The organism is Amycolatopsis sp. FDAARGOS 1241 (genome assembly GCF_016889705.1).
Lineage (GTDB): Bacteria > Actinomycetota > Actinomycetes > Mycobacteriales > Pseudonocardiaceae > Amycolatopsis.
In genome coordinates this window covers 8041428-8063948 of sequence record NZ_CP069526.1, presented here as the reverse complement: position 1 = coordinate 8063948, position 22521 = coordinate 8041428, and the positions used below count along the sequence as shown (strand labels likewise).

22 protein-coding genes and 3 pseudogenes are annotated in these 22521 nt (G+C 70.7%); 11 read left to right on the top strand and 14 right to left on the bottom strand.

Translation table 11 applies throughout. The features are described from left to right. The first annotated feature begins 22 nt into the window (after nucleotides 1-22). Nucleotides 23-1095: pseudogene (locus tag I6J71_RS39110) on the top strand (IS630 family transposase). A 448-nt stretch (nucleotides 1096-1543) separates the two neighbouring features. Here the strand turns inward: I6J71_RS39110 and I6J71_RS39105 are convergent. Beyond that, complete coding sequence (locus I6J71_RS39105; RefSeq protein ID WP_204091454.1) at nucleotides 1544-1990, bottom strand: hypothetical protein; 447 nt, start codon at nucleotides 1988-1990, stop codon at nucleotides 1544-1546. 72 nt (nucleotides 1991-2062) lie between these two features. Here I6J71_RS39105 and I6J71_RS39100 point away from each other — a divergent pair, with 72 nt between their 5' ends. Continuing rightward, nucleotides 2063-2758 (top strand): hypothetical protein, encoded by a 696-nt coding sequence (locus I6J71_RS39100; RefSeq protein ID WP_204091453.1) that lies wholly within the window; start codon nucleotides 2063-2065, stop codon nucleotides 2756-2758. On the opposite strand, the gene I6J71_RS39095 is transcribed toward I6J71_RS39100, so the two are convergent. After that, nucleotides 2746-3597, bottom strand: coding sequence for a helix-turn-helix domain-containing protein (locus I6J71_RS39095; RefSeq protein WP_204091452.1), 852 nt, complete (start codon nucleotides 3595-3597; stop codon nucleotides 2746-2748). The two genes, I6J71_RS39100 and I6J71_RS39095, sit on opposite strands and share 13 nt — an antisense overlap. 102 nt (nucleotides 3598-3699) lie before the next feature. On the opposite strand from I6J71_RS39095, the gene I6J71_RS39090 reads away from it, so the two are divergent. Then, nucleotides 3700-4716, top strand: a complete 1017-nt coding sequence (locus I6J71_RS39090; RefSeq protein WP_204091451.1) for an aldo/keto reductase — start codon at nucleotides 3700-3702, stop codon at nucleotides 4714-4716. On the opposite strand, the gene I6J71_RS39085 is transcribed toward I6J71_RS39090, so the two are convergent. Next, the gene (locus I6J71_RS39085; RefSeq protein ID WP_204091450.1) at nucleotides 4717-5262 is read right to left on the bottom strand and encodes a QsdR family transcriptional regulator; all 546 of its coding nucleotides are present in this window, start codon (nucleotides 5260-5262) and stop codon (nucleotides 4717-4719) included. A gap of 88 nt (nucleotides 5263-5350) precedes the next feature. On the opposite strand from I6J71_RS39085, the gene I6J71_RS39080 reads away from it, so the two are divergent. From I6J71_RS39080 to I6J71_RS39070, 3 genes are all read left to right on the top strand, one after another. Continuing rightward, complete coding sequence (locus tag I6J71_RS39080; RefSeq protein ID WP_204091449.1) at nucleotides 5351-6148, top strand: alpha/beta fold hydrolase; 798 nt, start codon at nucleotides 5351-5353, stop codon at nucleotides 6146-6148. A 137-nt stretch (nucleotides 6149-6285) separates the two neighbouring features. Then, nucleotides 6286-7074 (top strand): alpha/beta fold hydrolase, encoded by a 789-nt coding sequence (locus tag I6J71_RS39075; RefSeq protein WP_204091448.1) that lies wholly within the window; start codon nucleotides 6286-6288, stop codon nucleotides 7072-7074. 75 nt (nucleotides 7075-7149) lie between these two features. Beyond that, nucleotides 7150-8082 carry a triacylglycerol lipase gene (locus tag I6J71_RS39070; protein ID WP_204091447.1) on the top strand — a complete coding sequence of 311 codons (933 nt, stop codon included), beginning with the start codon at nucleotides 7150-7152 and terminating at the stop codon, nucleotides 8080-8082. 17 nt (nucleotides 8083-8099) lie between these two features. Here I6J71_RS39070 and I6J71_RS51445 read toward each other — a convergent pair whose 3' ends face one another. Together I6J71_RS51445 and I6J71_RS51440 are read right to left on the bottom strand one after the other, a co-directional pair. Continuing rightward, nucleotides 8100-8330 (bottom strand): N-acetyltransferase family protein, encoded by a 231-nt coding sequence (locus I6J71_RS51445; RefSeq protein WP_370542035.1) that lies wholly within the window; start codon nucleotides 8328-8330, stop codon nucleotides 8100-8102. Nucleotides 8331-8334: 4 nt separating this feature from the next. After that, nucleotides 8335-8415 (bottom strand): annotated as a pseudogene (locus I6J71_RS51440) (GNAT family N-acetyltransferase); the annotation flags it as partial. 254 nt (nucleotides 8416-8669) lie between these two features. Between I6J71_RS51440 and I6J71_RS39060 the strand changes: the two are divergent. Continuing rightward, a complete protein-coding gene (locus I6J71_RS39060; protein WP_204091446.1) occupies nucleotides 8670-9095 on the top strand; it encodes a hypothetical protein in 426 nt (141 codons plus the stop codon). Between the two features lie 87 nt (nucleotides 9096-9182). Further along, nucleotides 9183-10022 (top strand): DUF1206 domain-containing protein, encoded by an 840-nt coding sequence (locus tag I6J71_RS39055; RefSeq protein WP_204091445.1) that lies wholly within the window; start codon nucleotides 9183-9185, stop codon nucleotides 10020-10022. Between the two features lie 3 nt (nucleotides 10023-10025). On the opposite strand, the gene I6J71_RS51435 is transcribed toward I6J71_RS39055, so the two are convergent. From I6J71_RS51435 to I6J71_RS51420, 4 genes and pseudogenes are all read right to left on the bottom strand, one after another. Then, a complete protein-coding gene (locus I6J71_RS51435; RefSeq protein ID WP_370542249.1) occupies nucleotides 10026-10313 on the bottom strand; it encodes a hypothetical protein in 288 nt (95 codons plus the stop codon). Between the two features lie 21 nt (nucleotides 10314-10334). Then, nucleotides 10335-10690: pseudogene (locus I6J71_RS51430) on the bottom strand (GTP-binding protein); the annotation flags it as partial. Between the two features lie 30 nt (nucleotides 10691-10720). Next, nucleotides 10721-11056, bottom strand: a complete 336-nt coding sequence (locus I6J71_RS51425) for a hypothetical protein (protein WP_370542034.1) — start codon at nucleotides 11054-11056, stop codon at nucleotides 10721-10723. Continuing rightward, on the bottom strand, nucleotides 11053-11940 hold the full coding sequence (locus I6J71_RS51420) for a GTP-binding protein (RefSeq protein WP_370542033.1): 888 nt from the start codon (nucleotides 11938-11940) through the stop codon (nucleotides 11053-11055). The genes I6J71_RS51425 and I6J71_RS51420 overlap by 4 nt, the downstream gene beginning before the upstream one ends. 114 nt (nucleotides 11941-12054) lie before the next feature. Between I6J71_RS51420 and I6J71_RS39045 the strand changes: the two genes are divergently transcribed. Continuing rightward, nucleotides 12055-12405, top strand: a complete 351-nt coding sequence (locus I6J71_RS39045; protein WP_204091444.1) for a DoxX family protein — start codon at nucleotides 12055-12057, stop codon at nucleotides 12403-12405. A 294-nt stretch (nucleotides 12406-12699) separates the two neighbouring features. Here the strand turns inward: I6J71_RS39045 and I6J71_RS39040 are convergent, their stop codons facing one another. From I6J71_RS39040 to I6J71_RS39030, 3 genes are all read right to left on the bottom strand, one after another. After that, nucleotides 12700-13401 carry a TIGR03089 family protein gene (locus I6J71_RS39040; protein WP_204091443.1) on the bottom strand — a complete coding sequence of 234 codons (702 nt, stop codon included), beginning with the start codon at nucleotides 13399-13401 and terminating at the stop codon, nucleotides 12700-12702. 90 nt (nucleotides 13402-13491) lie between these two features. Continuing rightward, nucleotides 13492-14673 carry an LCP family protein gene (locus I6J71_RS39035; RefSeq protein ID WP_204097457.1) on the bottom strand — a complete coding sequence of 394 codons (1182 nt, stop codon included), beginning with the start codon at nucleotides 14671-14673 and terminating at the stop codon, nucleotides 13492-13494. A 282-nt stretch (nucleotides 14674-14955) separates the two neighbouring features. Continuing rightward, nucleotides 14956-16485 carry an LCP family protein gene (locus tag I6J71_RS39030; protein WP_204091442.1) on the bottom strand — a complete coding sequence of 510 codons (1530 nt, stop codon included), beginning with the start codon at nucleotides 16483-16485 and terminating at the stop codon, nucleotides 14956-14958. Between the two features lie 138 nt (nucleotides 16486-16623). Here I6J71_RS39030 and rfbB point away from each other — a divergent pair, with 138 nt between their 5' ends. Further along, the gene (rfbB, locus tag I6J71_RS39025; RefSeq protein WP_204091441.1) at nucleotides 16624-17616 is read left to right on the top strand and encodes a dTDP-glucose 4,6-dehydratase; all 993 of its coding nucleotides are present in this window, start codon (nucleotides 16624-16626) and stop codon (nucleotides 17614-17616) included. A 26-nt stretch (nucleotides 17617-17642) separates the two neighbouring features. Then, entirely contained in the window at nucleotides 17643-18527 is an 885-nt protein-coding gene (gene rfbD / locus I6J71_RS39020; RefSeq protein WP_204097456.1) for a dTDP-4-dehydrorhamnose reductase, read from the top strand. Nucleotides 18528-18911: 384 nt separating this feature from the next. Here rfbD and I6J71_RS39015 read toward each other — a convergent pair whose 3' ends face one another. After that, the gene (locus I6J71_RS39015) at nucleotides 18912-19997 is read right to left on the bottom strand and encodes a glycosyltransferase family 1 protein (RefSeq protein WP_204091440.1); all 1086 of its coding nucleotides are present in this window, start codon (nucleotides 19995-19997) and stop codon (nucleotides 18912-18914) included. Further along, a complete protein-coding gene (locus I6J71_RS39010) occupies nucleotides 19990-22503 on the bottom strand; it encodes a glycosyltransferase (protein WP_204091439.1) in 2514 nt (837 codons plus the stop codon). The genes I6J71_RS39015 and I6J71_RS39010 overlap by 8 nt, the downstream gene beginning before the upstream one ends. Nucleotides 22504-22521 lie beyond the last annotated feature (18 nt).

Here is a 22521-nt window from a genome sequence, read left to right as displayed (position 1 = left end):
TGGGTGGGTGTCAGAATGCGGTATGGCGAATCGACCGGCTGCCGCGCTGTCTCTTCGTGATGGTGATCGTGAGCGGTTGCTGTCGTTGACCAGGAGTTCGTCGGTGCGGGCGGGCCTGGCGCAGCGGGCGCGGATCGTGCTGCTGGCCGCCGAGGGTGTGGCGAACAGTGTGATCGCCGAACGGGTCGGGGTGTCGCGGCCGACCGTGATCGGCTGGCGGGAACGTTATGAGGGTGGTGGGATCGACGGCCTGCACGACGAGGCGCGCTCGGGGCGGCCCCGGCTGGTGGACCATCGAGAGATCGTTGCGGCCACGCTGAAGCCGCCGCCGAAGAAGCTCGGCGTGACGCACTGGTCGAGCCGGCTGCTGGCCGCCCGGCTGCGGATCAGCAACGGCACGGTGGCCCGCGCGTGGCGGGACTACGGGGTGCAGCCTTGGCGGAGCGAGACGTTCAAGTTCTCCACCGACCCAGAGCTGGTCGCCAAGGTCACCGACGTGGTGGGGTTGTATCTGGCGCCGCCGGAGAACGCGATCGTGCTCTGTGTCGACGAGAAGTCCCAGGTCCAAGCGTTGGACCGGACCCAGCCAATGCTGCCGATGCAACCTGGACAGGTCGAGCGGCGCACCCACGACTATGTCCGGCACGGCACCACCACCCTGTTCGCCGCGCTGGAAATCGCCACCGGCAAGGTCACTGGCGCAGTCAAACCGCGGCACCGGCACCAGGAGTTCCTGGTATTCCTCAAACAGCTCGCCCGCGCCTACCCCGACGACGAGCTACACCTGGTGATGGACAACTACGCCACGCACAAGCGTCCCGAGATCCGCGACTGGCTCGCGGCGAACCCGCGAATCCACGTCCATTTCACCCGACCTCAGGCTCCTGGCTCAACCTGGTCGAGGTCTGGTTCGGCATCATCGAACGCCAAACCATCCGCCGCGGCAGCTTCCGCTCCGTCCACGACCTCAACGCCAAGATCCGCGCCTTCATCGACGGCTGGAACGAACGCTGCCACCCCTTCATCTGGACCAAAACCGCCGACGAGATCCTCAAGAAGTCCAACCGTCAGACCACTTCAAACACAGACCACTAGAGAGATCTTGACCCGGTGGTTCGGGCGGCTCTGGTACTCCACATGATCAGGCCGCTCGAACCCCGTGTCGGTTCGAATGGTGGGTTGCCGCTCAAGCTTTCCGGACAGTTTGCCGGGCCGGCCGATCGCATGGCCCTGGAGCCAGAAATGTGTCCGCTGGCGGCAGCCTGACAGCGATGTCGGCGGACATGCCGGCTCGTCCTCGGCGCTGCCCTGGTTGAGCAACGGCGTACAGCCCCTGCGTGATCTTGCGGAGCTGCCCTGGTTGCATGTCTCGGAGCCGGGGCTCACGCCCGGGCCTGGCGGCGTGTAGTGCACTTCAAAGGTGGCATTGCGATCGAGAACGGCCAGGGCGCAGGGCCCGTCGCTCGCCAGGTCAAGCCAATGCGCCTTCTCGCCTGGCCGTGAGATCTACCGGACTGGTGTCACTGCTGTCGTAGGTGCGGCGTCACCTGATGGGCTGTAGGGGAAGCTTCGAACTCTGGCCGGCAAAACGCGAACAATCGTTGAAATCGGAATTGTTGTATTTGTCGGACGCTTCATCTGAGGAATCCTTGGCGCCGCCCCCGAGGTTCGTTGCGGAAAAAATGACCCCCAGGTAATGCTGATGGCAATAATCGCGGCGGCCGCTATGCTGAGAGAAACCCAACGCGTGACTCGTGATCGCCCTTTTGGTGGTCGAGGCGGCATGGGCAGCCTCGACGAGTCGGGCACTGTACGTAGTCGTGGGCGCGAGCCCAGGATCGGGGTTCCGGGTTGACGCCACGCTGCGTGCCAAGGTGCGGTAAGGATCATGGGGTTGGCGGCGGTGCGTACGCGGGCGCTTGCAAATGCACAAGATCAGGCCGTCGAGTGCGGAGAAGATCCAGGTTTGCCCAGCATTGACGAGGGGCATGACAACAGCTCAGAGGACATTTTCGAGCCTGACCCGCAGGTCCCCGGGAACCGGTCGCAAGAGCACCCGGATTTGCCCACGTTCGAAGAGCAGGCGTTCGCCGCCTTCCGGCGTGGGGAGACGGAGCGCGTGGGCCGGCTGAGCCGGGCCGAGCTCACCCGCGCGCGGGAGGCCGGCGACGTTGCCGGCCAGGTCGATGCGCTGTGCATGCTGGCGCGCGTGGCCGTGCGGGGTGGCGACCTCACGCGGGGCGGGACGCTCGCGGCCGAGGCCCTCGACCTGGCTCGCGGTGCCGGCGACCGGGCGCTGCAGAAGTCGCCGGTGCACATCCTCGCGGCCATTGCCCGCATGGCCGGCGAGTTCGACGCGGCGCGGGCCGGGTACGTCGAAAGCATCGCGCTGCGGCACGAGCTGGGGCCGGCCGAGGCCGTGGTCTGGGAGCAGCTCAACCTCGGCCACCTCGAACTGCGGACGGGCCACCCGGAGAAGGCCCGTGAGTTGTTCGGCGTCGTGTGGAACTACGCGACCGAGCACGACCTGGGAGACCTGCTGGCGTACGCCGGGCTCGCCCGAGCGGTCCTGGCCGAGACCGACGGGGAGCCCGCCGGGGCCGCGCGCCTGCTCGTGCAGGCCGAGGCGGCCCTGCGCACCCGCGGCGAAGTCCTCGACCCGGACGACGCCGCCGAAGCGGCAGCACTGCGGACCCGGCTGGTCGCAAAGCTCGGACAGGCCGGGTTCGACGCGCACTACGCGGCTCAGGAACCCTGACTGTCCGAAGTGGCCTGTGTCGTCCAACTCGCCAGCAGCTGCAGCCGTTCCTCCGACGGTGAGCCCGGTTCCACTGTGGAGATTCCCAGCGTCTGGTCGGGATCGCCGGCGGGGGTGAGGGCTTCGTAGCCCAGGACCAGCTCGCCGGCGAGCGGGTGGCGGAAGTGCTTCACACCGTGGGTGCGCTCGAACACGTCGTGGTCGGCCCACCAGCGGCGAAAGTCCTGGTCGCGCACCGAAAGCTCGCCGACGAGCTCCGCGAGCGCCGGATCGTGCGGGTAGCGCCCGGCGTAGAGGTGCAGCGACGCGACGATGCCGCGCGCCGCGCCCTCCCAGTCGACGTAGAGCGAGCGCACGCCCTCGTCCAGGAACGTCAGGCGCGCCATGTTGCGAGAGCGCGCCGGCAGTGCGGCGAAATCGGTGTAGAGCACGCACGCCAGGTGGTTCCACCCGAGCACGTCCATCTTCCGGCCGAGCACCAGCGCCGGCACGTGCGTCAGGCTCTGCAGCACCAGCTGCAGCCCCGGTCGCACGCGCTGGGGTGGCAGCGCCCGCGGTTTCGACCGCGTGGGCTTGGCCAGCGTGAACAGGTGCGTCCGCTCCAGGTCGGTCAGCCGCAGGGCCCGCGCGACGGCGTCGAGCACCGATTCGGAGACGTTGAGGTTGCGCCCCCGCTCCAGACGCACGTAGTAGTCCACGCTCACCCCCGCCAGCTGCGCCACCTCCTCGCGGCGCAGGCCGGGCACGCGCCGCGGGCCGGGGTGTGGAGTGAGACCCGCTTCCTCGGGCGTGATCTTCGCCCGCCGGGAGCGCAGGAACTCGCGGAGTTGCTCGCTCATGCGTCCAGCGTAGAGCCGATCACGCACGCGAGAGGGGTTCTGCTGGACCCCCGGTACGGCCGGTCCTTCCGGCCCCGGCCCGCCCGGTGTTCGCTGGAAGCCATGGAACGCAGAACTCTCGGCGGCACCGGCATCTCGGTGAGCGAATACGCGCTCGGCACCATGATGTTCGGCGCCATGGGCAACACCGACCACGACGAGTCGGTCCGCATGATCCACACGGCGCTCGACGCGGGCGTCAACTTCCTCGACACGGCCGACGTCTACTCCGGCGGCGAATCGGAGGTGATCGTCGGCAAGGCGATCGCCGGCCGGCGCGACGACGTCGTGCTCGCGACCAAGTTCGGCCTGCCGATGGGGGAGGACCCCAACCACCGCGGGGCCTCACCGAGGTGGGTCAAGCGGGCGCTGGAGGACAGCCTCCGCCGCCTCGGCACCGACTACGTCGACCTCTACCAGCTGCACCGCCCCGACCCCGCGACGGACATCGACGAGACGCTCGGCGCGCTGTCCGACCTCGTGCGCCAGGGCAAGGTCCGCGCGATCGGCAGCTCGTTCTTCTCGCCGGAGGAGACCGTCGAAGCGCAGTGGGCGGCCGAGCGCCGCGGCCACCACCGCTTCCGCACCGAGCAGCCGCCGTACTCGATCCTCGCGCGCGGGGTCGAGCAGCGCGTGCTGCCCACGGCCCAGCGCTACGGAATGGGCGTCCTGACCTTCGGCCCGCTCAACGCCGGCTGGCTCTCCGGCCGTGCCGACCCGACCACCGGGCACCGCAACGCCGGCCGCGGCGCCCAGATGTTCGACCTCTCCCGGCCCGGCGTGCAAGCCAAGGCCGCCGCGGTCGAACAGCTCACCGGCGTCGCCGCCGACGCGGGGATCTCGTTGCCGCACCTGGCGATCGCGTTCGTCCGCGCCCACCCGGCCGTCACGTCGGTGCTCATCGGGCCGCGCCGGCCCGAGCAGCTGGCCGACCTCCTGGCCGGCGCCGACGTCGTGCTGGACGAGGCCGTGCTCGACCGGATCGACGAGATCGTGGCCCCGGGGGTCGACGTGCACTCGGGCGACTTCTACATCAGTCCCACGCCGGCGATCCTCGACAAGCGCCTGCGCCGCCGGTGATCACTTCGCGGTGGCGAGCAGCAGCCCGATGACCTGCACCGCGTCGTCGAGCCGCGGTTCGCCGCCGAGGAGCTGGGAGTACATGAACGAATCGCCGATGCGGACCACGGCCTGCGCGACCGCCGCGGCCGGCACGTCGAAGCGCAGGCCGTTGCGCTCGAGCAGCTCTGTGAACAGCTGCGTCGCCCGGGTCTCGACCTCTCCCGGCGCCATGATCACCTTCGCGAACAGCGCCGGGTCTTGGGTCGCGAGCTGCCGCAGTGGGGTCAGGGTGACGACGGTGTGCATGAAACGCTCGACGACCACCAGCGTCGTCGCGAGGCCGGGGGGACCGGTCACGCCGGCCTCGACCGCGCGGTAAGTCCGCTCGGTGCTGTCGGCGAGGACGCGGCCGAGCAGCTGCTCGTGGTTGCCGACGCGCCGGTACAGCGTGGCGCGGCTCAGGCCGAGCTCGGCGGCCAGTGCCGACATGTCGATCGACTCGCCGCGCAGGTACGCCTCGGTCGCCGCGCGGACGACGTCGTCGGTGGAGGGCGAGCCGGTCATCCGGGCATTGTGGCTGACAACGGGCGCGGCTTGCCAAACCACGACCGGCGTGAGACAAATTCTTCGTCTGTCTCAGGTGGAGGTACGCATGACTTCGGTGACGGTGCCGGGCGGACAACAGGTGCATTACGTCGACCACGGCGGCGACGGCCCGGCTGTCTTGATGCTGCACAGCTTCCTGATGGACCACGAGATGTGGCAGCCGCAGATCGAGGCCCTCGGCGCCGACTACCGCGTGATCGCGATCGACGAGCGCGGCCACGGCGAAACCCCGGCCGACCGGCCGTTCGACTACTGGGACGTGGCCCGCGACGCTTTCGCGGTGCTCGACCACCTCGGCGTCGAGCGCACCGCCGTGATCGGCACCAGCCAGGGCGGGTTCATCGGGATGCGCATGGCGCTGCTCGCGCCGGAGCGGATCACGGCGCTGGCGGTGCTGGGGACCTCCGCCGACGCCGAAACCCCGGAGTACGCCGCCGTGTACCGGCAGATCGGCGAGGTCTTCGCGCAGGGTGGAGCCGACGACGTGATCGAGGGCGTGGCCGCGATCTGCTTCGGCGACGGGTTCGCCGGTGCGGGTCCCTGGAAAGCCCGGTGGCGCGAACGCGTGCAGGGCGACCACGCCCGCATGCTCATCCACGTCCTGACCGGCCGCGACAGCCTGGCCGACCGGCTCGGCGAGATCCAGGCGCCGACGCTGGTCCTGCACGGCACCGCCGACCGCGCGTACGCGATGGCGCAGGCCGAAGCGCTCGTCGCCGGCCTGCCGCACGCCGAACCCCTCGTGCCGATCGAGGACGGCGCCCACTTCCTCAGCCTCACCCACGCCGCACAGGTCAACCCCCACCCCAAGGGTTTCCTCGCCACGCACGTCGCCGGAAGGTAGCCCCGGCCTCGCCGGCGACGCCGCGCTCGACCAGGTCTCCAGGCGCCAGGCCGACCTCTGCTCCGGCCCCACGACCCTTGCCAAACCGTGCTCCCCGTGCGAGAAAATGCCGGTCGACGCGCGACGCGGAGGTGCGGATGGCCACAGTGACCGTGAACGGTGGGCAGCGGGTCCACTTCGTCGACCACGGCGGCGACGGTCCGGTTGTCGTGCTCCTGCACAGCTTCCTGATGGACCTCGACATGTGGGAGCCGCAAGTCGAGGCGTTCGGCGCGGACTTCCGGCTGATCGCGGTCGACGAACGCGGCCACGGCGGCACGCCCGCCGACGCGGACTTCGACTACTGGGACGTCGCCCGCGACACCTTCGGCGTGCTGGACCACCTCGGCATCGAACGGGCCGCCGTCGTGGGCACGAGCCAGGGCGGCTTCATCGCGCTGCGGATGGCGTTGCTCGAGCCCGAGCGCGTGACCGCGATGGCGGTGCTGGGCACGTCCGCCGAGGCGGAGGCCGAAGGGTCCGGCACCGTTTACCGGCACCTGATCGCGGCCTGGCTGGAGGCCGGGCCGGAGCCGCTGGTCGACGGCGTGGCCGTGTTCTGCCTCGGTGACTACGACGCCTCAGCGTGGAAGCAGAAGTGGCTCGGGGTTTCGGGCGAGCACTTCCAGCGGATCATGGAGACGCTCATCAGCCGCGACAGCGTGCTCGAACGCGCCGGCGAGATCCAGGCGCCCGTGCTCGTGCTGCACGGCAGCGGCGACAGCGAGTACCCGATGGCCAGGGCCGAGACGCTCGTGGCCGCGCTGCCCAACGCCGAACCGCTGGTGACGGTCGTGAGCGGCGCGCACTTCCTCAGCCTTTCGCACGCCGCGGACGTGAACCCGCACCTGAAGAAGTTTCTCGAAGCGAACGCCGCCGGAAAGTAACCCACTCGGGCGAGTTTCCGTTCCCCCGCTGACCCGTTGAGTGATCATCGGGTTCCCACAGAGAGGTGGAGCGGGATGGGCGTGCGCGCGTTCGGACGGCGGCTGGTGGTCTTCGCGGTGGCACTCGGGGCGGCGGCTCTGGGGACCGGCACTGCCGGCGCGGCGGTGCAGGAACCCACGGGTCCCGTCCAGCCGAACATCATCTCGGCGGCGATCTACTCCGTCGTCCAGCCGACCATCGCGCCACCCGGCGCCAACGACTGGAACTGCAAGCCCACCGTGGACCACCCGTACCCGGTGCTGCTGTCCAACGGCACCACAGCCAACGCGTACGAGAACTGGGCGAACCTCTCGCAGGTCCTCGCCGACGAAGGCTACTGCGTGTTCGCCGGCAACTTCGGCGGTTCGCCGGGCAGCTTCCTGCAGACCGTCGGGCCGGTCGCAGGTACCGCGGCGCAGCTCGCGCAGTTCGGCGACGAGGTGCTCGCGGCAACCGGCGCGGCGAAGCTCGACATCGTCGGACACTCGCAGGGCGGCATGAACCCGCGCTACTGGATCAAGTACTTGGGCGGCGCCGCGAAGATCGACAAGCTCATCGGGCTCTCGCCGTCGAACCACGGCACGAGCCTATACGGCCTGCTGAGCACCGTCCAGGCGATCCCGCCAGCACGCGACCTCGTGGGTGTCGCGTGCGCGGCCTGCAACGAGCAGTCCACGGGCTCGGCGTTCCTCGCCGACCTCAACGCGGGTGGCGACACCGTGCCCGGCATCGCCTACACCGTGATCCAGACGAAGTTCGACGACGTCGTCACGCCCTACACCAACGCGTTCCTCAAGTCGGCGCCGAACGTGGAGAACATCGTGCTGCAGGACATCTGCGCGCAGGACTTCACCGACCACCTCGGCATCCCGTACGACCCGATCGCCCAGCGCGAAGTGCTCAACGCGCTCGACCCGGCGCACGCACGGACCCCCAAGTGCGTGTTCGTGCCGCCGGTGCTCAGCTGATCCCGTGGGACCAGCGGTTACAGGTACCGGTGCATCACGTGCAACCCGACGTAGCCGTGCACCGGGTGGTGGAACGCTTCGGGCACCGTGCCCACCACGGTGAAGCCGAGTGACTTCCACAGGGCCACCGCGTGGGTGTTGGTTTCGACCACGGCGTTGAACTGCATCGCGCGGTAGCCCGTGGCGCGCGCCGAGCGCCCGCCCGACGCCCTGACCGGACCGCGCCGGGTCGACCATGAAGCTGGCATTGGCGACGTGCGCGCCCGGGCCCTGCTGGTTCGGGCACACCTTCGCCGAGCCGAGCACGGTTCCGGACTCTGCCACGGCGACCACGGTCCGGCCGGGCGGCTTCTGGTACCAGAGGGCTCGCGCGTCCTGTTCGCGCAGGTCGCGCGGCAACGTGTAGGTCTCGCCGGCGGCGACGATGTCGTGCAGGAACGGCCAGATGGCGGGCCAGTCTTCGCCCGTCGCGTCGCGGATGAGCACGCTTCGAGGATCGCGGAAAGAGGGTACGAACGCGAAGTCTTTTCGACCCGTTGGGCCATTCCGGTTGTGCAGGCCGCTCGGCGAGTGTCACAGTCGTCGGCATGTTCTGGCCGGTCCCTGACACCTGGAAGCCGCGCGACGACGCCGAGCTGGTCGCCGGCTGGCGCCTGTGGCTCGAGCTGAGCGATCGCGCCTGGCCGAGCGCCGCGTGGAACGGCACGCCCGCCGACGCTGTCGACCAGCTCCGGGACCTCCTCGAAGCCTGCGACGACATCGAGACCTGTTACCGCCAGTCCTGCGCCGATCCGGTGGAGGAGTTCGTGCACGTCATCCAGGGACTGGTGCTCTGCGCGAGCGCCGTCATCGGCCTCTGGTGGGACGACTACGCACCCCTGGACCCGGACCGCGCGACGAAACTCCACGAGGACCTGCAGCGCTTCGCCGCGCACGCCGAGCAGGTGCTCACGCTGCTCGCCACCCACGGCGGCTGGGCCGCGCTGGATTCGGTGCGCCGCCGACCGGCCTGAGCGGCTTGCGCCGAACGGCCCAGTTCGCCGCCGCGTGCGGATAACCGCCGGTTCGGGCGGGTAAGAGCGAGGGCACGGAGGTGCCCGATGAACTCGCCCGCTCCCCACGCCGGCCCCGCTGAGAGACCCCGCGTCGAGAACCCCCGGCGCAGCAAAGTGGCACAGGCGCTCGGCCGCGCCGGGCTGGTCTGCTACGGCCTGGTGCACTTGGTCGTCGCCTACCTCGCGCTGCGCATCGCGTTCGGCGGCAGCCGCGCGCCCGCGGACCAGACCGGCGCCCTGCAGGAGGTCGGCTCGACGTCGTTCGGCCGCGTGGTGCTGTGGGTGCTCGCGCTCGGGCTGATCGCCTTCGGGTTGTGGCAGGTGCTCATGACCGCAACGGGGTACGAGTGGACCCGCGGTGGCGAGCGGGTGCGCAAGCGCCTCGGCTCGGCCGGCCGCGCGATCGTCGTGTTCGCGCTGGGCTACAGCGCGATCCGCATCGCACTCGGGGCCGGCACCGCCGGGGGGAACCAGAAGCAGCAGGAGGTCACGGCGAGGCTTCTCGCCCTGCCGGCGGGGCCGGCGATCGTGGTGGTCGTCGCGATCTGCGTCGCCGTGGTCGCCGTCGCGTCCGGGGTCAAGGGCGTGCGGCAGACGTTCCGCGAGGACCTGAACATCGTCGAGCTGCCGCCGGCGACGCGGCGGTGGGTGACGCGCCTCGGCACCGGCGGCTACCTCGCGAAAGGTGTGGTGTTCGCGGTGGTGGCAGCGCTCCTCGCGTACTCGGGCCTGCGCTCCGACGCCCACGAGGCCGGCGGTCTCGACAAAGCACTGCGCACCTTGGCCGACCAGCCGCTGGGACCGGTGGTGCTGACGGTCGTCGCGCTGGGGCTGGCCGCGTTCGGCGGGTACTGCGGCGGGGCCGCGTGGGCGCAGCGGCGGTGAGCGTCACTTCGGGCGGTACTCCGTGAACTCGCTGAAGAACACCCCCTCGCCATGGGACAACGGGGGCAGCGCCTGCTCGAACGCGGGCACGGTTGCGGCGGGGATCGTGCCCGTGAGAGTGCAGGAAGTGGGCGTCACCGTGGGCTCGTCGGGGACACCGCGGAGGTCGACGAGCTTGCGGAGCAGGCCGCTCAGCGCGCCGGCCGGGGCGTCGACCTCGAAGCGGTGCACCGGCTCGTGCACGCGGGTGCCGGCGCGGCGCAGGGCGGCGCGCAGGACGAGCGGGATCATGCCGCGGAAGTCGCTCGCGGTGGACAGCGGCGGGTAGAACGCGGTGTCGGTGAGGGTGACCACGCAGTCGATCACCGGGTGACCGTGGGACCGTGGCGGAGAGCCTCACGGACGGTCTCCTCGATGGCCTTGTGGCACGCCGGCGGCAGCGAACCCAGTTCGACCTCTAGCCGGTAGTCGACGCCGGAGCCGGGCGGGCCGGGCTCGACGCGCAGGCCGACCGTCGCCCAGAAGAAGACGCGTTCGTCGGGAGCCGGGCGGCGGACGGCGTGGCCGCAGCCGCACAGGCGCTCGGCCGGCAGGATGCGGGACTCCTCGAAGACCGCCCGCAGGCCGAACTCCTCGTCGAGCGTCGAGCGGAGGACTTCCTTCTGCACTTCGCCGTAGAGCTGCACGGAGAGGTCCTGCTAGTGCCGGCGGACGCTGATCAGCGGGTCCTGTTCGGACAGTCGTTCCAGTGCCGCGTACAGGGCGATGCTGTCGTCCGGGTTCTTCGGGCGCACCAGGGTTTCCAGGGTGGTCGGCGCGAAGAACCCCGAGCCTTCGTCCGGGTCCGGCGGCGCACCGAGGCGGTCACCGATGCGGACGTCCTTCAGCCCCCGAACGCGCGCGACGTCGCCCGCGCACGCGATGTCGTCCACCGGCTGGGCGCCGTGTTCGTAAACGCGCACAGCGGACGCGCGGCCGGTCAGCTCGACGGTCCCTTCGGCCGTGCGGCGGTGGTACGAGAGCGGTCGCCTCACGGCCAGCGCGCCGGATCGCACGCGGACGTACGCGATCTTCCCGGGGCCGCGTTCGATCTTGAACACGGTGGCGGACAGCGGGCCGGCATCGGTTCGTTCCCGCGCGGGGAACAGTTCACGCACCCGGGAAACCAGCGAAGCGACGCCGGTGCCCGTGATCGCGGAGCCGAAGACCACCGGTGCACGGCGCCAAGCGCGACCTGCCGAGCCAGGGCCGCTTGGTAGTCGGGCTCACCACCGTCCACATAGGAGGCCAGGAATTCGTCGTCGTCCGCCAGCGCGTCGGCGAGGGCCGGACCGGGTGGCAGGGGCGCGGGTTTCGCCTGTGGGGTGCCGAGTCCGGTGACCGTGTCGAGCGCGACGCAGCGCGGCGAGAGCCGGGTGCGCAGCGCGTGCAGCAGCGTCGCCTCTTGCGCGCCGGCGCGGTCGATCTTGTTGACGAACACGAGCACGGGAATGCCGAGCCGCCTGAGCGTGCGCATCAGCACCCGCGTCTGGGCCTGGACGCCGTCGGTTGCGGACACGACGAGCACGGCGCCGTCGAGCACGCCGAGGACGCGCTCGACCTCGGCGATGAAGTCGGAGTGGCCGGGGGTGTCCACGAGCGTGAGCCGGTGCTCGTCCGTGGTCACGGCGACCACAGCGGACTTGATCGTGATGCCGCGGCGGTGTTCGAGGTCCAGCGAATCGGTCTGGGTGTCGCCGCCGTCGACGCTGCCGAGGTGATCGATCACGCCGGTCTCGAAGAGCAGGCGCTCGGTCAGGCTCGTCTTACCGGCGTCGACGTGCGCGAGGATGCCAAGGGTCAGGGTGTGCATACGCGGGTGAGGTCCCATCGGTGCGGGGGACAGGCCGAACTGGGGTCGATCGGTCTGTCGGCGCATCGGGGTCTCCTCACCGTCGTGGATTTCGGGACCATACCCATCGGTGCCGGACGCGTACAGTGAGTATTTCCGCGGTTCCTGTCGATCACTCTGCCCGGCGTCGCGGCGGTCTTCGTGATCGTGCTGGAGGTGCTCGGCTCCGTCGCGTTCGTCGCCGGCTTCCTGCTGCCGCTCGTCGTGCTCGGCCACGTCGTGCACACGGCCGGCGCCCTGATCTCGGTCCACGCCCCCACGGCCTCACCGGCACGGGGCGGCTGCGAGCTCGTCCTGGTGCTCGGCCTCGCCGCCCTCGCCCTCGGCTTCAACGGCGGCCGTCTCTCGCTCGACCACGTGCTGTTCCGGCGCAACTGCGCGGGCGGCAGGCGCGGGTCGGGCGCTGAGAACGGCCTGACCTCGGGTGCCGGCGGGCTCGGGTCGAGCTCACCGCTGTCGGCTGGGTGCCCGCGGACCGCGCGCGAGCAGTAGGCCTTGCTCCCGCGGACGTGCTCCCACCGCCACGGGACGGCCAATCGCATGATCAAGCGGGATCCGTGTAGTTCGATCCTCTTGTGCGGCGGGTGATGTTGGTGGTGTGCCGGTGCGCCCGCGCGATCGTGGAGTCGACCGAGATCGCGCCCGTGCATCGGAGAACGGGCGAACACGCTCACCCGAGCGAACCGGCAACAAGTCCTCGATCAACACCCACTGCTCATCCGACAGCAACTCGAACCGCGACACACCCAGCCGCGTTCCCCAGCCGCAACTTTTGTCGAACACGCCCTAAGTCAGGTCGGCGGTGGTGCGTTCGGCTTCGCGCTTGCGGGCGAGCTTCTCCGGGTCCGCGTGCGTGACCTGCACCAGGTGGGCGCTCGCGGCGAGCGGTACGAGCAGCCCGTCGAGCACGCCGTCCGGCACGGTCCAGTCCAGGGTGGACAGCACGCGGTCCGCGGCGGTCAGGCCGAGCTTCTCGGCGCGGGAACGCGCTTCGGCCAGCACTTCGTCCACTGTGGACGGACCCAGTGCGGGGGTGTCACCGGGGATCGGGGACAGCGACGTGAACTGGTCGCCCGACGAGCGGGCCTCGGTGAGGTAGTCCAGGGCGCCGCCGGGCGGGGGCGTCGAGAGGCCGCGGCCCATGGGGTCGAGCGAGACGACGGCGACGGCGGGCGCGTCGACCGAGTCGTCCGGGCCGACGAAGACCACGCGGGCGCCGTCATCGGCCGCGACCACGCGGGCGCCGGCCCACCAGGCGCCGAGCAGGACGCCGGCGGTCTGCCAGTGCGCGGGCAGCCGCACGGCGACGTCGTCTCCCGGTTCGACGTCGAACTCGTCGACGAGCCAGTTGGCCGTTTTCGCGGCCCAGTTCAGCGTGGTCGCCACCGACAGTTCGACCCGGCTGCCGAGCTGGTCGTCGTAGTGCGTGACCAGCGGCTTCGCGGGTGACGCCAGCAGAGGCCGCAACAGCTCTTCGGTCAAACTCATGCGCCCACCTCGCTGACGCTCGGTGCGCCGTGCGCCGAAGACGCTGTGTTGGATGATTCGGTCGCAAGCTCCCTCATGGTGCCAGGCTAGTCAGTTGACGCAGGGCACACCGGGGATACCCGACTGCAGCTGGAGCACAGGCGCCCCGGCGGCGGCCCCACCGCCACCCGCCGGCGCGCGCCCGACCAGGCCGGCCACGAACGTGCGCACCGCGGCGGGATCCAGCTCGACGATGCTCTGCCCGTCGGCGCTGCGTCCGTTCGCGGTGATCACCGGGACCGTCGAAAAGGACAGGTCGCCCGACGCGACGCCCTTCACCTGCTGCGCGAAGTCGAGCACGTCGAGTCCGTCGTCGAGCACGATCGAGCGGTGCACGGCGTCCATCAGGTTGCCCATGGTCCCCGGGCTGGTCAGGGTGCCCGCCGAAAGCGCCTGGTGCAGCGCCGAGGAAAGGAAAGCCTGCTGCCGCACGATCCGGTCCAGGTCGCCGTGCGGCAGGTTCTTGCGCTGGCGCACGAACGACAGCGCCTCTCCGCCCGACACCTTCTGCACGCCGCGGCGGAAGTCGGCGCCCGAGTCCTTGTCCGACGTCGCGTGGTTCAGGCACACCTGCACACCGCCGAGCGCCTCTGTGAGCAGGTAGAAGCCCAGCAGGTTGATCTCGGCGTAGTGGTCCACGCGGACCCGCGTGAGGTCCTGCACGGTCTGGACCAGTACCCGCCGGCCCTCCGCGTCGGAGTCGCGCTCGATCTTGGCCTGGTCGCGCTCGCCCTTGGCGCGCTCGGCGTTCGCGAACTGGGCCTTCGCCACGCCGTACGCCGAGTTGATCTTGGCTTGGCCGCGGCCGGGGATGGTGACCCAGCTGTCGCGCGGGATCGAGACGCCCGACGGTTTGCCGCCGTCCTTGGGGAAGCGCAGCAGGATGATCGTGTCGGTGTTGATCCCCGCCTTCTCCTCGGTGCGCAGCGACTTCAGCACGCTCGTCGGCAGCGGGTTGCCCTGCGCGTCGGTGCGCGCGTCGCTGCCGACGAGCAGGATGTCGGTCGCGCCGTCGTCGGCCGGCGGCGCGGGCGGTTCCCCGGCGCGGGGGATGAGGACGTCGGTCGTGGGGACCTTGCTCTGCAGCTGGTCCTTCGTCGCCCACGCGTAGCCGGTGACGCCCAGCGCGAGCACCGACACCAGTCCGAGCGCGATCCGGCGGGTGATGCGCCCGGCGCGGCCGGGGCGGCGGTGGGCACCCGCGGTGCGCGGGGTCGGCTGCGGCAGGTCCATCCGGGGGTAGGGCGAGGGCTTCCACTCGCCCGGTTCGTCACTGTCCGTACCCGGTTCCGAGGTTGGCTCGTCGTCGGCCGCACCTTCGCCGGCGACTGGTTCGTCGTCGACCGGCTCAGCCTCGCCGGCTGCCTCGTCGACCTCGGGTTCCGACGTCGGCTCGGGGGCCTCGGTCTCCCGTTCCGGCTCGCCCCGGTGCTCGTCGCTGTGCTCTGCCACCCCACGTACCTCCCCGTGCCCAGCCTAGAGGCCGCCCCCGGCCACCACGCTGAGTGCCCGACTCTAGTTGACGCAGGGCACTCCGCCGGCCGTGATCGGCGGAGCCGTCGACGGCGGCGGCGAGACCGGCTTCGAAACCGGCGCGTTCGACGTCGTTGTCACCGCGGAGCCCGGGCCGGCGTTCGTCCCGGCGCGGTCCTTGCCCAGCAGCACCCGCACGTGCCCGGCCGCGACGTCGGAGTCCGGCTCGGCCTGGAGGTCGCCGCCGAGCGCCTGGCGCACGAGCGCGAGCGCGCTCTCGTCGGCCGGGTTGTAGCGCAGCACCGTGGCCGAGCGGGTGGCCAGCCGCGTGTCGTTCGTGAGCGTGAAACCCTTGCCTTGCAACAGGGTGTGCGTCTGCGTCGCGACACCCGTGCCGCTGCCGTCGAACAGTTCGACCGTCACGGCGTTCGCGCCGGGCAGCGTCGAGGCGGTGGGCGTGGCTGACGAAGCGGGCACCCCGTCGGAAGTCAGCCGGCCGACCTCGGCCTGCACCTGCGCCGGGTCGACGCGCAGCACGTCCGCGCCCCCGATCACCGCGTCGCCTTGCGTGGGGATGGTGTGGAACTCGACGTTGCCGCCCGTCAACCCGCGCATCTGCTCCGCGAACTCGGTGAGGTCCCAGCCCGCCGACAGCACCACGGACTTCTTCACCGCGTCGACCAGTTGGGCGATCTTTACCGGGTCGGCCAGCACGTCGCTCGAGAGCACCTTGCGGGCCAGGCCCGACAGGAACGCCTGCTGGCGCGCGATGCGGTCGAGGTCGCCGCCCTGCAGGCCGTAGCGCTGACGCACGAACGCGAGCGCCTGCACGCCCTGGATCGTCTGCCGGCCCGCCGGCAGGTCCACGCCGGACTTCTTCTCCTTCACCGGCGCCTTGAGGCACACGTCGACGCCGCCGATGGCCTTGGTGATCTCGTAGAAGCTCGCGAGGTTCACCTCGGCGTAGCGGTCGATCATGCCCGGCTTGCCGATGAACTTCTCGAGCGTGGCCACGAGGTTCTTGCGGCCGGCGACCTTCGACTTCTCGTCGACGTCCATGAGATCGGTGTCGCCGTGGTTCTGCAGCGTCTTGAACGTGTCGTTGTAGGCGTACACGTACGCGCTGTTGAGCTTGTGCTTGCCGAAGCCGCCGGTGATCTCCACGTAGGAGTCGCGCGGGAACGAGATCGCGATCGCGTGCTCCCCCTTCTGCGGGATGTGCACGAGGATCATCGTGTCCGTCTGCTTCTCCCCGTCGGCGATACCGGCGTGGAGCATGTCGAGCACCTCGCGCGGCAGCGGGTTGCCCTGCGCGTCGGTGCGGCTGTCCTGGCCGACCAGGAGGATGTCGACGGCGCCGTCGAGCGGCTTCGCGTGCACCTGCGGCTGGTCGAAGATCTCGGTGGTCGTGAACCCGTGCTGCGGATCGCCGATGAACTGCCAGCCGTACCACGTGAGCGCGAGGATGACGATCGACAAGAGGGACAGGAAGACCTTGCCACCGCGGCGCAGTGCGACGACCACGACGCGGCCGCGCTGTGCGGGTATCGGTGACCCGGGCCACTCGGTCACGCGTTCCTCCCCCGACCATGCCCCGCTGGGCACCAGCGTGCCTGCTGGAGACTGTACCGAGTCTCGTGTGAGCCATCCGTAGGCTGGTGGTCTGATTGCCCGGTCGGGCACGGGAGACGGGCAGGAAGGCGGAAGAGGATGCGGGTCCTGGTCACGGGCGGTGCGGGGTTCATCGGATCGCACTACGTCCGGCAGGTGATTTCGGGTGCCTACCCGACGCTGGGTGACGCCGAGGTGGTGGTGCTCGACAAGCTCACGTACGCGGGCAACGAGGCCAACCTCGCGCCGGTCGCCGACAGCCCCCGCCTGCGCTTCGTGCGCGGTGACATCTGCGACGCCCCGCTGGTCACCGACCTGGTGCGCGGTGCCGACCTGGTCGTGCACTTCGCCGCTGAGTCGCATGTGGACCGTTCGATCCTCGGGTCGGCCGACTTCGTGCTCACCAACGTGCTGGGGACCCAGACGCTGCTGCAGGCCTCGCTGGAGGCGGGCGTGGGCAAGTTCGTGCACGTGTCCACCGACGAGGTCTACGGGTCCATCGAGGACGGTTCGTGGTCGGAGGACCACGTGCTGGAGCCGAATTCGCCGTACTCGGCTTCGAAGGCGTCGTCAGACCTGATCGCGCGGTCGTACTTCCGCACGCACGGGCTGCCCGTGTGCGTCACGCGGTGCTCGAACAACTACGGGCCGTACCAGTTCCCGGAGAAGGTGATCCCGCTGTTCGTCACCAACCTCCTCGACGGCCTGAAAGTGCCCCTCTACGGCGACGGCCTGAACGTGCGCGACTGGCTCCACGTCGACGACCACTGCCACGGCATCCAGCTCGTCGCCGACGGCGGCAGGCCCGGCGAGATCTACAACATCGGCGGCGGCACGGAGCTCACGAACCGCGAGCTGACCGGCCGGCTGCTGGAGGCCGTCGGGGTCGGCTGGGAGCGCGTGGAACCCGTGACCGACCGCAAGGGCCACGACCGGCGCTACTCCGTCGACATCACCAAGATCAGCGGTGAGCTCGGTTACGCTCCGCGGGTGTCCTTCGAGGACGGTCTGGCGGGTACGGTGCGCTGGTACGCGGACAACCGCGCGTGGTGGGAGCCGCTGAAGGGCCGCGCCTCGCTCGGGACGTCCTGAAGTCTTTTCACGTGGAGGTGACGACGGTGCGGCTGGCGCTGCTCGTACCCGGCGGTTCCGGTCAGCTCGGCCGGGACCTGGCGGCGCTCGCGGGTCCCGAGCTGGAGGTGGTCGCGCCGGCTTCGGCGGAGCTGGATGTGCGGTCGGCCGGATCCGTGGTGGTCGCGGTGGACGCGCTGGTTTCGCGCGCGGCCGCCTCCGGTGCGGTTCCGATCGTGGTGAACGCGTCGGCGTACACCTCGGTTGATGCCGCTGAGGCGGACGAGGTGCGTGCGTTCGCGGTGAACGCCGACGGGCCCCGGGTGCTGGCCGCGGTCTGTTCGTCGCGGCGGGTGCCGTTGGTGCACGTCTCGACGGATTACGTGTTCCCCGGTGATGGTTCCTCGCCGTACGAGGCGACGGATGCGCTGAGGCCGCTGGGCGCGTACGGGCGGACCAAGGCCGCCGGGGAGGACGCGGTGCTGGGGTCGGGGGCGTCGGCCTGGGTGGTGCGGACCAGCTGGGTTTACGGGAAGCACGGGGCCAATTTCGTGAAGACGATCCAGCGGCTGGAGGGGGAGCGCGAGCAGCTGACCGTTGTGGACGATCAGGTGGGCTCGCCGACGTGGGCTGCTGATCTGGCCGGTGGGTTGGTCGAGTTGGCCCGGCGGATTGCTGCGGGGGAGGGGCCGGAGTCTCGGGTGCTGCATTGCACCGGGGCTGGGGAGACTTCGTGGTGGGGGTTCGCGCGGGCGATCTTCGAGGAGATCGGGGCGGATCCGGAGCGGGTCGGGGCTTGTACGACGGAGGAGTTTCCGCGGCCGGCGCCTCGGCCGAAGTATTCGGTGTTGTCGAATGCTTCCTGGCGGGCGGCGGGGTTGAAGCCGTTGAGGAATTGGCGGGAGGCGTTGTCCGCGTATTTTGCGGAGTGAGTGGGTTCGTCGTTCTCGGGGAGATGTTCTCTGGGGCGCGGGTGGTTCGTCGGGGCGCGGGCGGCTCGTCGCCCTGGGGCGATGTTGCGCTGGGGGCTGGGGAGACACACCCCGATCTTTGATTGTCACTACGGCACGGAACCCCTTGTCAAGGCGGGAAAACGTACCTTGACAAGGGGTTCCGTGCCGTGTGGAGGGCGGGGATCGAGGTGCAGGGAGGGGGCTGGGTGGTTCCCTCGCCTTGGTGCTGTGGCGGTGTTGGTGCGCTGGTGGTGTGGCGCTGTGGTGCGCTGGCGGTGTTTGTGCAGTAGCAGCAGTGGTGGTGCGGTGGCCGTCGACGTGTGGTTGTGCGCTGTGCGCGGTGTGCCGCTGTGTGCCGTCTGCTTAACGGTTGGCGGCGCGGTGGTAGGCCTCGACGGTTTGGGTGGCGCAGCGGCGCCAGGTGAAGCCGGATGCGTGGGTGCGGCGGGCTGTCGAGGTGGCGGTGGCGTGGGGGTCTTCGACAGCCTGGCGGAGGGCGGCGGCGAGGGCGTCGACGTCGTCGTAGGGGATGAGGGTGGCGCAGGGGCCGGCGACCTCGCGCAGGGCGGGGATGTCGGTGCAGACGACCGGGACGTCGGAGGCCATGGCTTCCAGGACGGGCAGGCCGAAACCTTCGTCGCGGGACGGCAGGACCAGGGCGGCGGCGCCGGCGACGACGGTGCGGAGGTCCACATCGGACAGGTAGCCCGTCTGGCCCGAGCGGGGCAGGCGGGGGAACGGGCCGGGGCCGGCGAAGACCAGGGGTGGCAGGTCGGGCGCGGAGGCGTGGGCGCGGGCGAGCCAGTCGAGGCCCTTGCGCGGGCCGGCGGCGCCGGCGAAGAGCAGGTACTTGTCGGGCAGGCGCAGCTTCGCGCGCTGGCCGTCGTCCGGGGGGCGGGCGGTGAACCACGCCGGATTGACGCCCAGCGGGGTGACCACGATCTTGTCGCGGGAGACGTCCAGGCGCTCGGCCACGGAGTCGGCGACGGCGGCCGTCGGGGTGCAGATGACGTCGGCGCGGTGGGCGCCGCGGCGCACCAGCTCCGGCAGGGAGCGGTCGGACGGCGCGAGTTCCCCCGGCGCGTCCAGGAAAGCCAGGTCGTGGATCGTCAGCACGCCGGCTGCCCGGAACCGGCCGGGCAGCACGAAGTTGGTGCCGTGGACGACGTCGGTGGGGCCGGCGAACAGTTCGACCGGCGGCAGCTGCGAACGAAGCCACGCCCGGCGCAGTAGCCGCGCGGGCACGGGCATGCCGCGGGCCCGCGCGCCGTGGGGCAGCACACCGCGCAGCTTTCGCCAGCCGCGCAAGGTGAACGCGACCGCGCGGGGATCCACTTCGGACATCGACGCGAGCTCCTCGCTCAGCGCGGCCGTGTAGCGGCCGATGCCCGTGCGGGAGCCGAGGAGCGGGGTGCCGTCGAGCAGCACGCGAAGCGGTCGGTCAGCCACGGTTCAGCCGGTTCCGCGCGACCTTGACGACCCGCCCGCCGACGCGCCGCGCCAGCTCACCCGGACCGCCCTGTGCGAGGTACTCACGCACGAGGTCCAGGTCGCGGCGGACCAGCGCGCCGCCGCGCACCGGCGCCGTGGTGGTGAGGTCCGCGCCGCCCGGCAGCCGGTCGGCGGCCGGGCGCGGGTCGCGGCAGAACTCCACCAGCGGCTTCAGCGCCTCCGGCCACGCGTACCGGCGCGCGACCTCCGCGATCCGCTCGACGCAGCCCGCCGAGAACTCCTCGTCGTACAGCGCCTTCTCCAGCGCGGCGGCCAGTGCCTCGGCGTCCTCGGCCGGCACGACTACCCCGAGCCGCTCTGTCCTAACGAGATCGGCGAACGCGTCACCGTCCGTGGTGACGATCGGCAGCCCTGCCCACAGGTAGTCGAGCACGCGCGTGCGGAACGCGAACGTGGTCTCGACGTGCTCGTAGTGCGTGGTCACACCGCAGTTCGCGTCGAGCAGCCAGTTCTGGCGCTCGCCGTAGGGCACCCACTGCTCGTTGAAGAACACGTGCTTGTCGGTGAGCCCGAGCGAGTCGGACAGGCGGATGGTGCGAGCGCCGATGTCCATCTCGGCCACCTCGGGGTTCGGGTGCTTCATACCGAGGAACACGAGCCGCGCGTCGTCCCGGTTCCGGCGCATGAGATCCATGGCGCGGATCAGGGTCAGCGGGTCGAACCAGCTGTACACGCCGCCGGCCCAGAGCACCACCTTGTCCGATTCGCCGAGACCCAGCGAGGCCCGCAGGCCGGGGCCGGTGCGCACGGGCGCCTGCGGCGACAACCCGAACGGCACGACCGCAAGCAGCGACTGCGTGGTCGGGTCCGCGTCGTAGAGGCGCGGCGACAGCCGGCCCAGCGCGGCGAGGTGCCCGAGCCAGAAGTGGCGCTGCCGCTCCGACGCGCAGAGGAAGAAGTCGGCACGCTCCAGCTGCGCGTCGAGCACCTTCGTGACGCCTGCGAGGTCGAGCGCGCGCTGGTCGTCGGCCACGCCCTTGCCCTGTTCGAGCAGTTCCAGGTGCATGGGGTCGTAGACGTCGGCGACCACGATCTTGTTCGCGTGCCGGCGCTTCAGCGTCGGCGCGAGCTCCAGCACGTGGCCCTGCAGGATCACGACGTCGGCCCACTCGACGGGCGCTTCGAGATCGCGGAACTTGCCCGAGCTGACCTTGAACGCCGCGGGCGGCGCCGACAGCAGCGGGTTCGTGGTGATCAGGTGCACGTCGTGCTCGGCGGCGAGCGTCGCCGCGATGTTCCACGCGCGGATCGCCGGGCCGGCCATGCGCTCGGTGATCGAGTCACCGGTGAGCACGAGGATCCGGCGCCGCTGGCCGAACACCTCCTCGATGCCGAACGCTTCGACGAGGATCTCGTGGGCCCGCAGGTAGTCCGGCAGTGGGTACGCGGGCTCCAAAGCCTTGCGCAGCAACGGAAGCAGGTCGGCGTCCGAGCGAGTGCGCGCCGCCTGCTCGACGGCGCGCGACTCGGCCAGCGACGGCATCAGCTCCACGAACCGGTCGATCGCCAGCACGCCCGCCAGCGTCGTCCGCGGCACCGCGACGTCGTCCGTCTCCACCGGCCCGACGCCCTTTTCGAGGTTGAGCTGCTCGGGGTCCAGCCCACCGCGCGCGGTGGCCCGCCGCACGGCCAGCGCCAGCGCCGCGGGCAGCGCCTTGGCGAGCGATTCGTCCGAGAGGTTCTTGTACAGCGCGGCCAGCGCGTTGCGCTCGAGCAGGAACGTCTCGCGGCCGGTCTCCGGCGCGTCGACGGCCGACATCGTGCCGTGGTGGCGGTGGTAGGCGAGTGACTCGGGTACGTACCGCACCCGCCAGCCGCGGAGGTTGAGCCGCCAGCCGAGGTCGACGTCCTCGTAGAACATGAAGAACCGCTCGTCGAACCCGCCGAGCTCGGCGAACACCGAAGCGCGCACGAACATCGCCGAGCCGGTGCCGAAGAGCACGTCCTTGGCCACGTCGCGCTCGGCCTCGGGCACGTCGGCCAGCGGGCTGCCCGCGTGGCGCTTGTAGCCCATGCCGAACCAGGTCAGGCCCGCGTCGACGAAGTCGGTGCCGGTGCCCTCCCAGTCGATGACCTTGCTCGCCACCGCGGCGACGGTCGGCTGCGCCTGCAGCTGGGCGACGGCCGCGGAGACCCACGCGGGCGCCGGGCGAGCGTCGTTGTTGAGGAAGGCGAGCACGGTGCCGTTCGCGTGCCGCGCGCCGAAATTGCAACCGCCGGCGAAGCCGCGGTTGACCGGCGACTCGAGCACGGTTGCACCCGGCACGGCGGCGCGGATGCGCTCCGCGTCGTCACCACCGGACGCGTTGTCGACGCAGATCAGCTCGACGTGCTCGTAGTCCAGGTCGGAGGACAGCGCCCGCAGGCAGGTGATCGTGTCTTCGGCGCCGCGGTAGTTCACGACGATCACCGAGACGAGCGGCAGCGGTTCCCCCTGAGCCAAGACGAGCTCCTGTCCGTG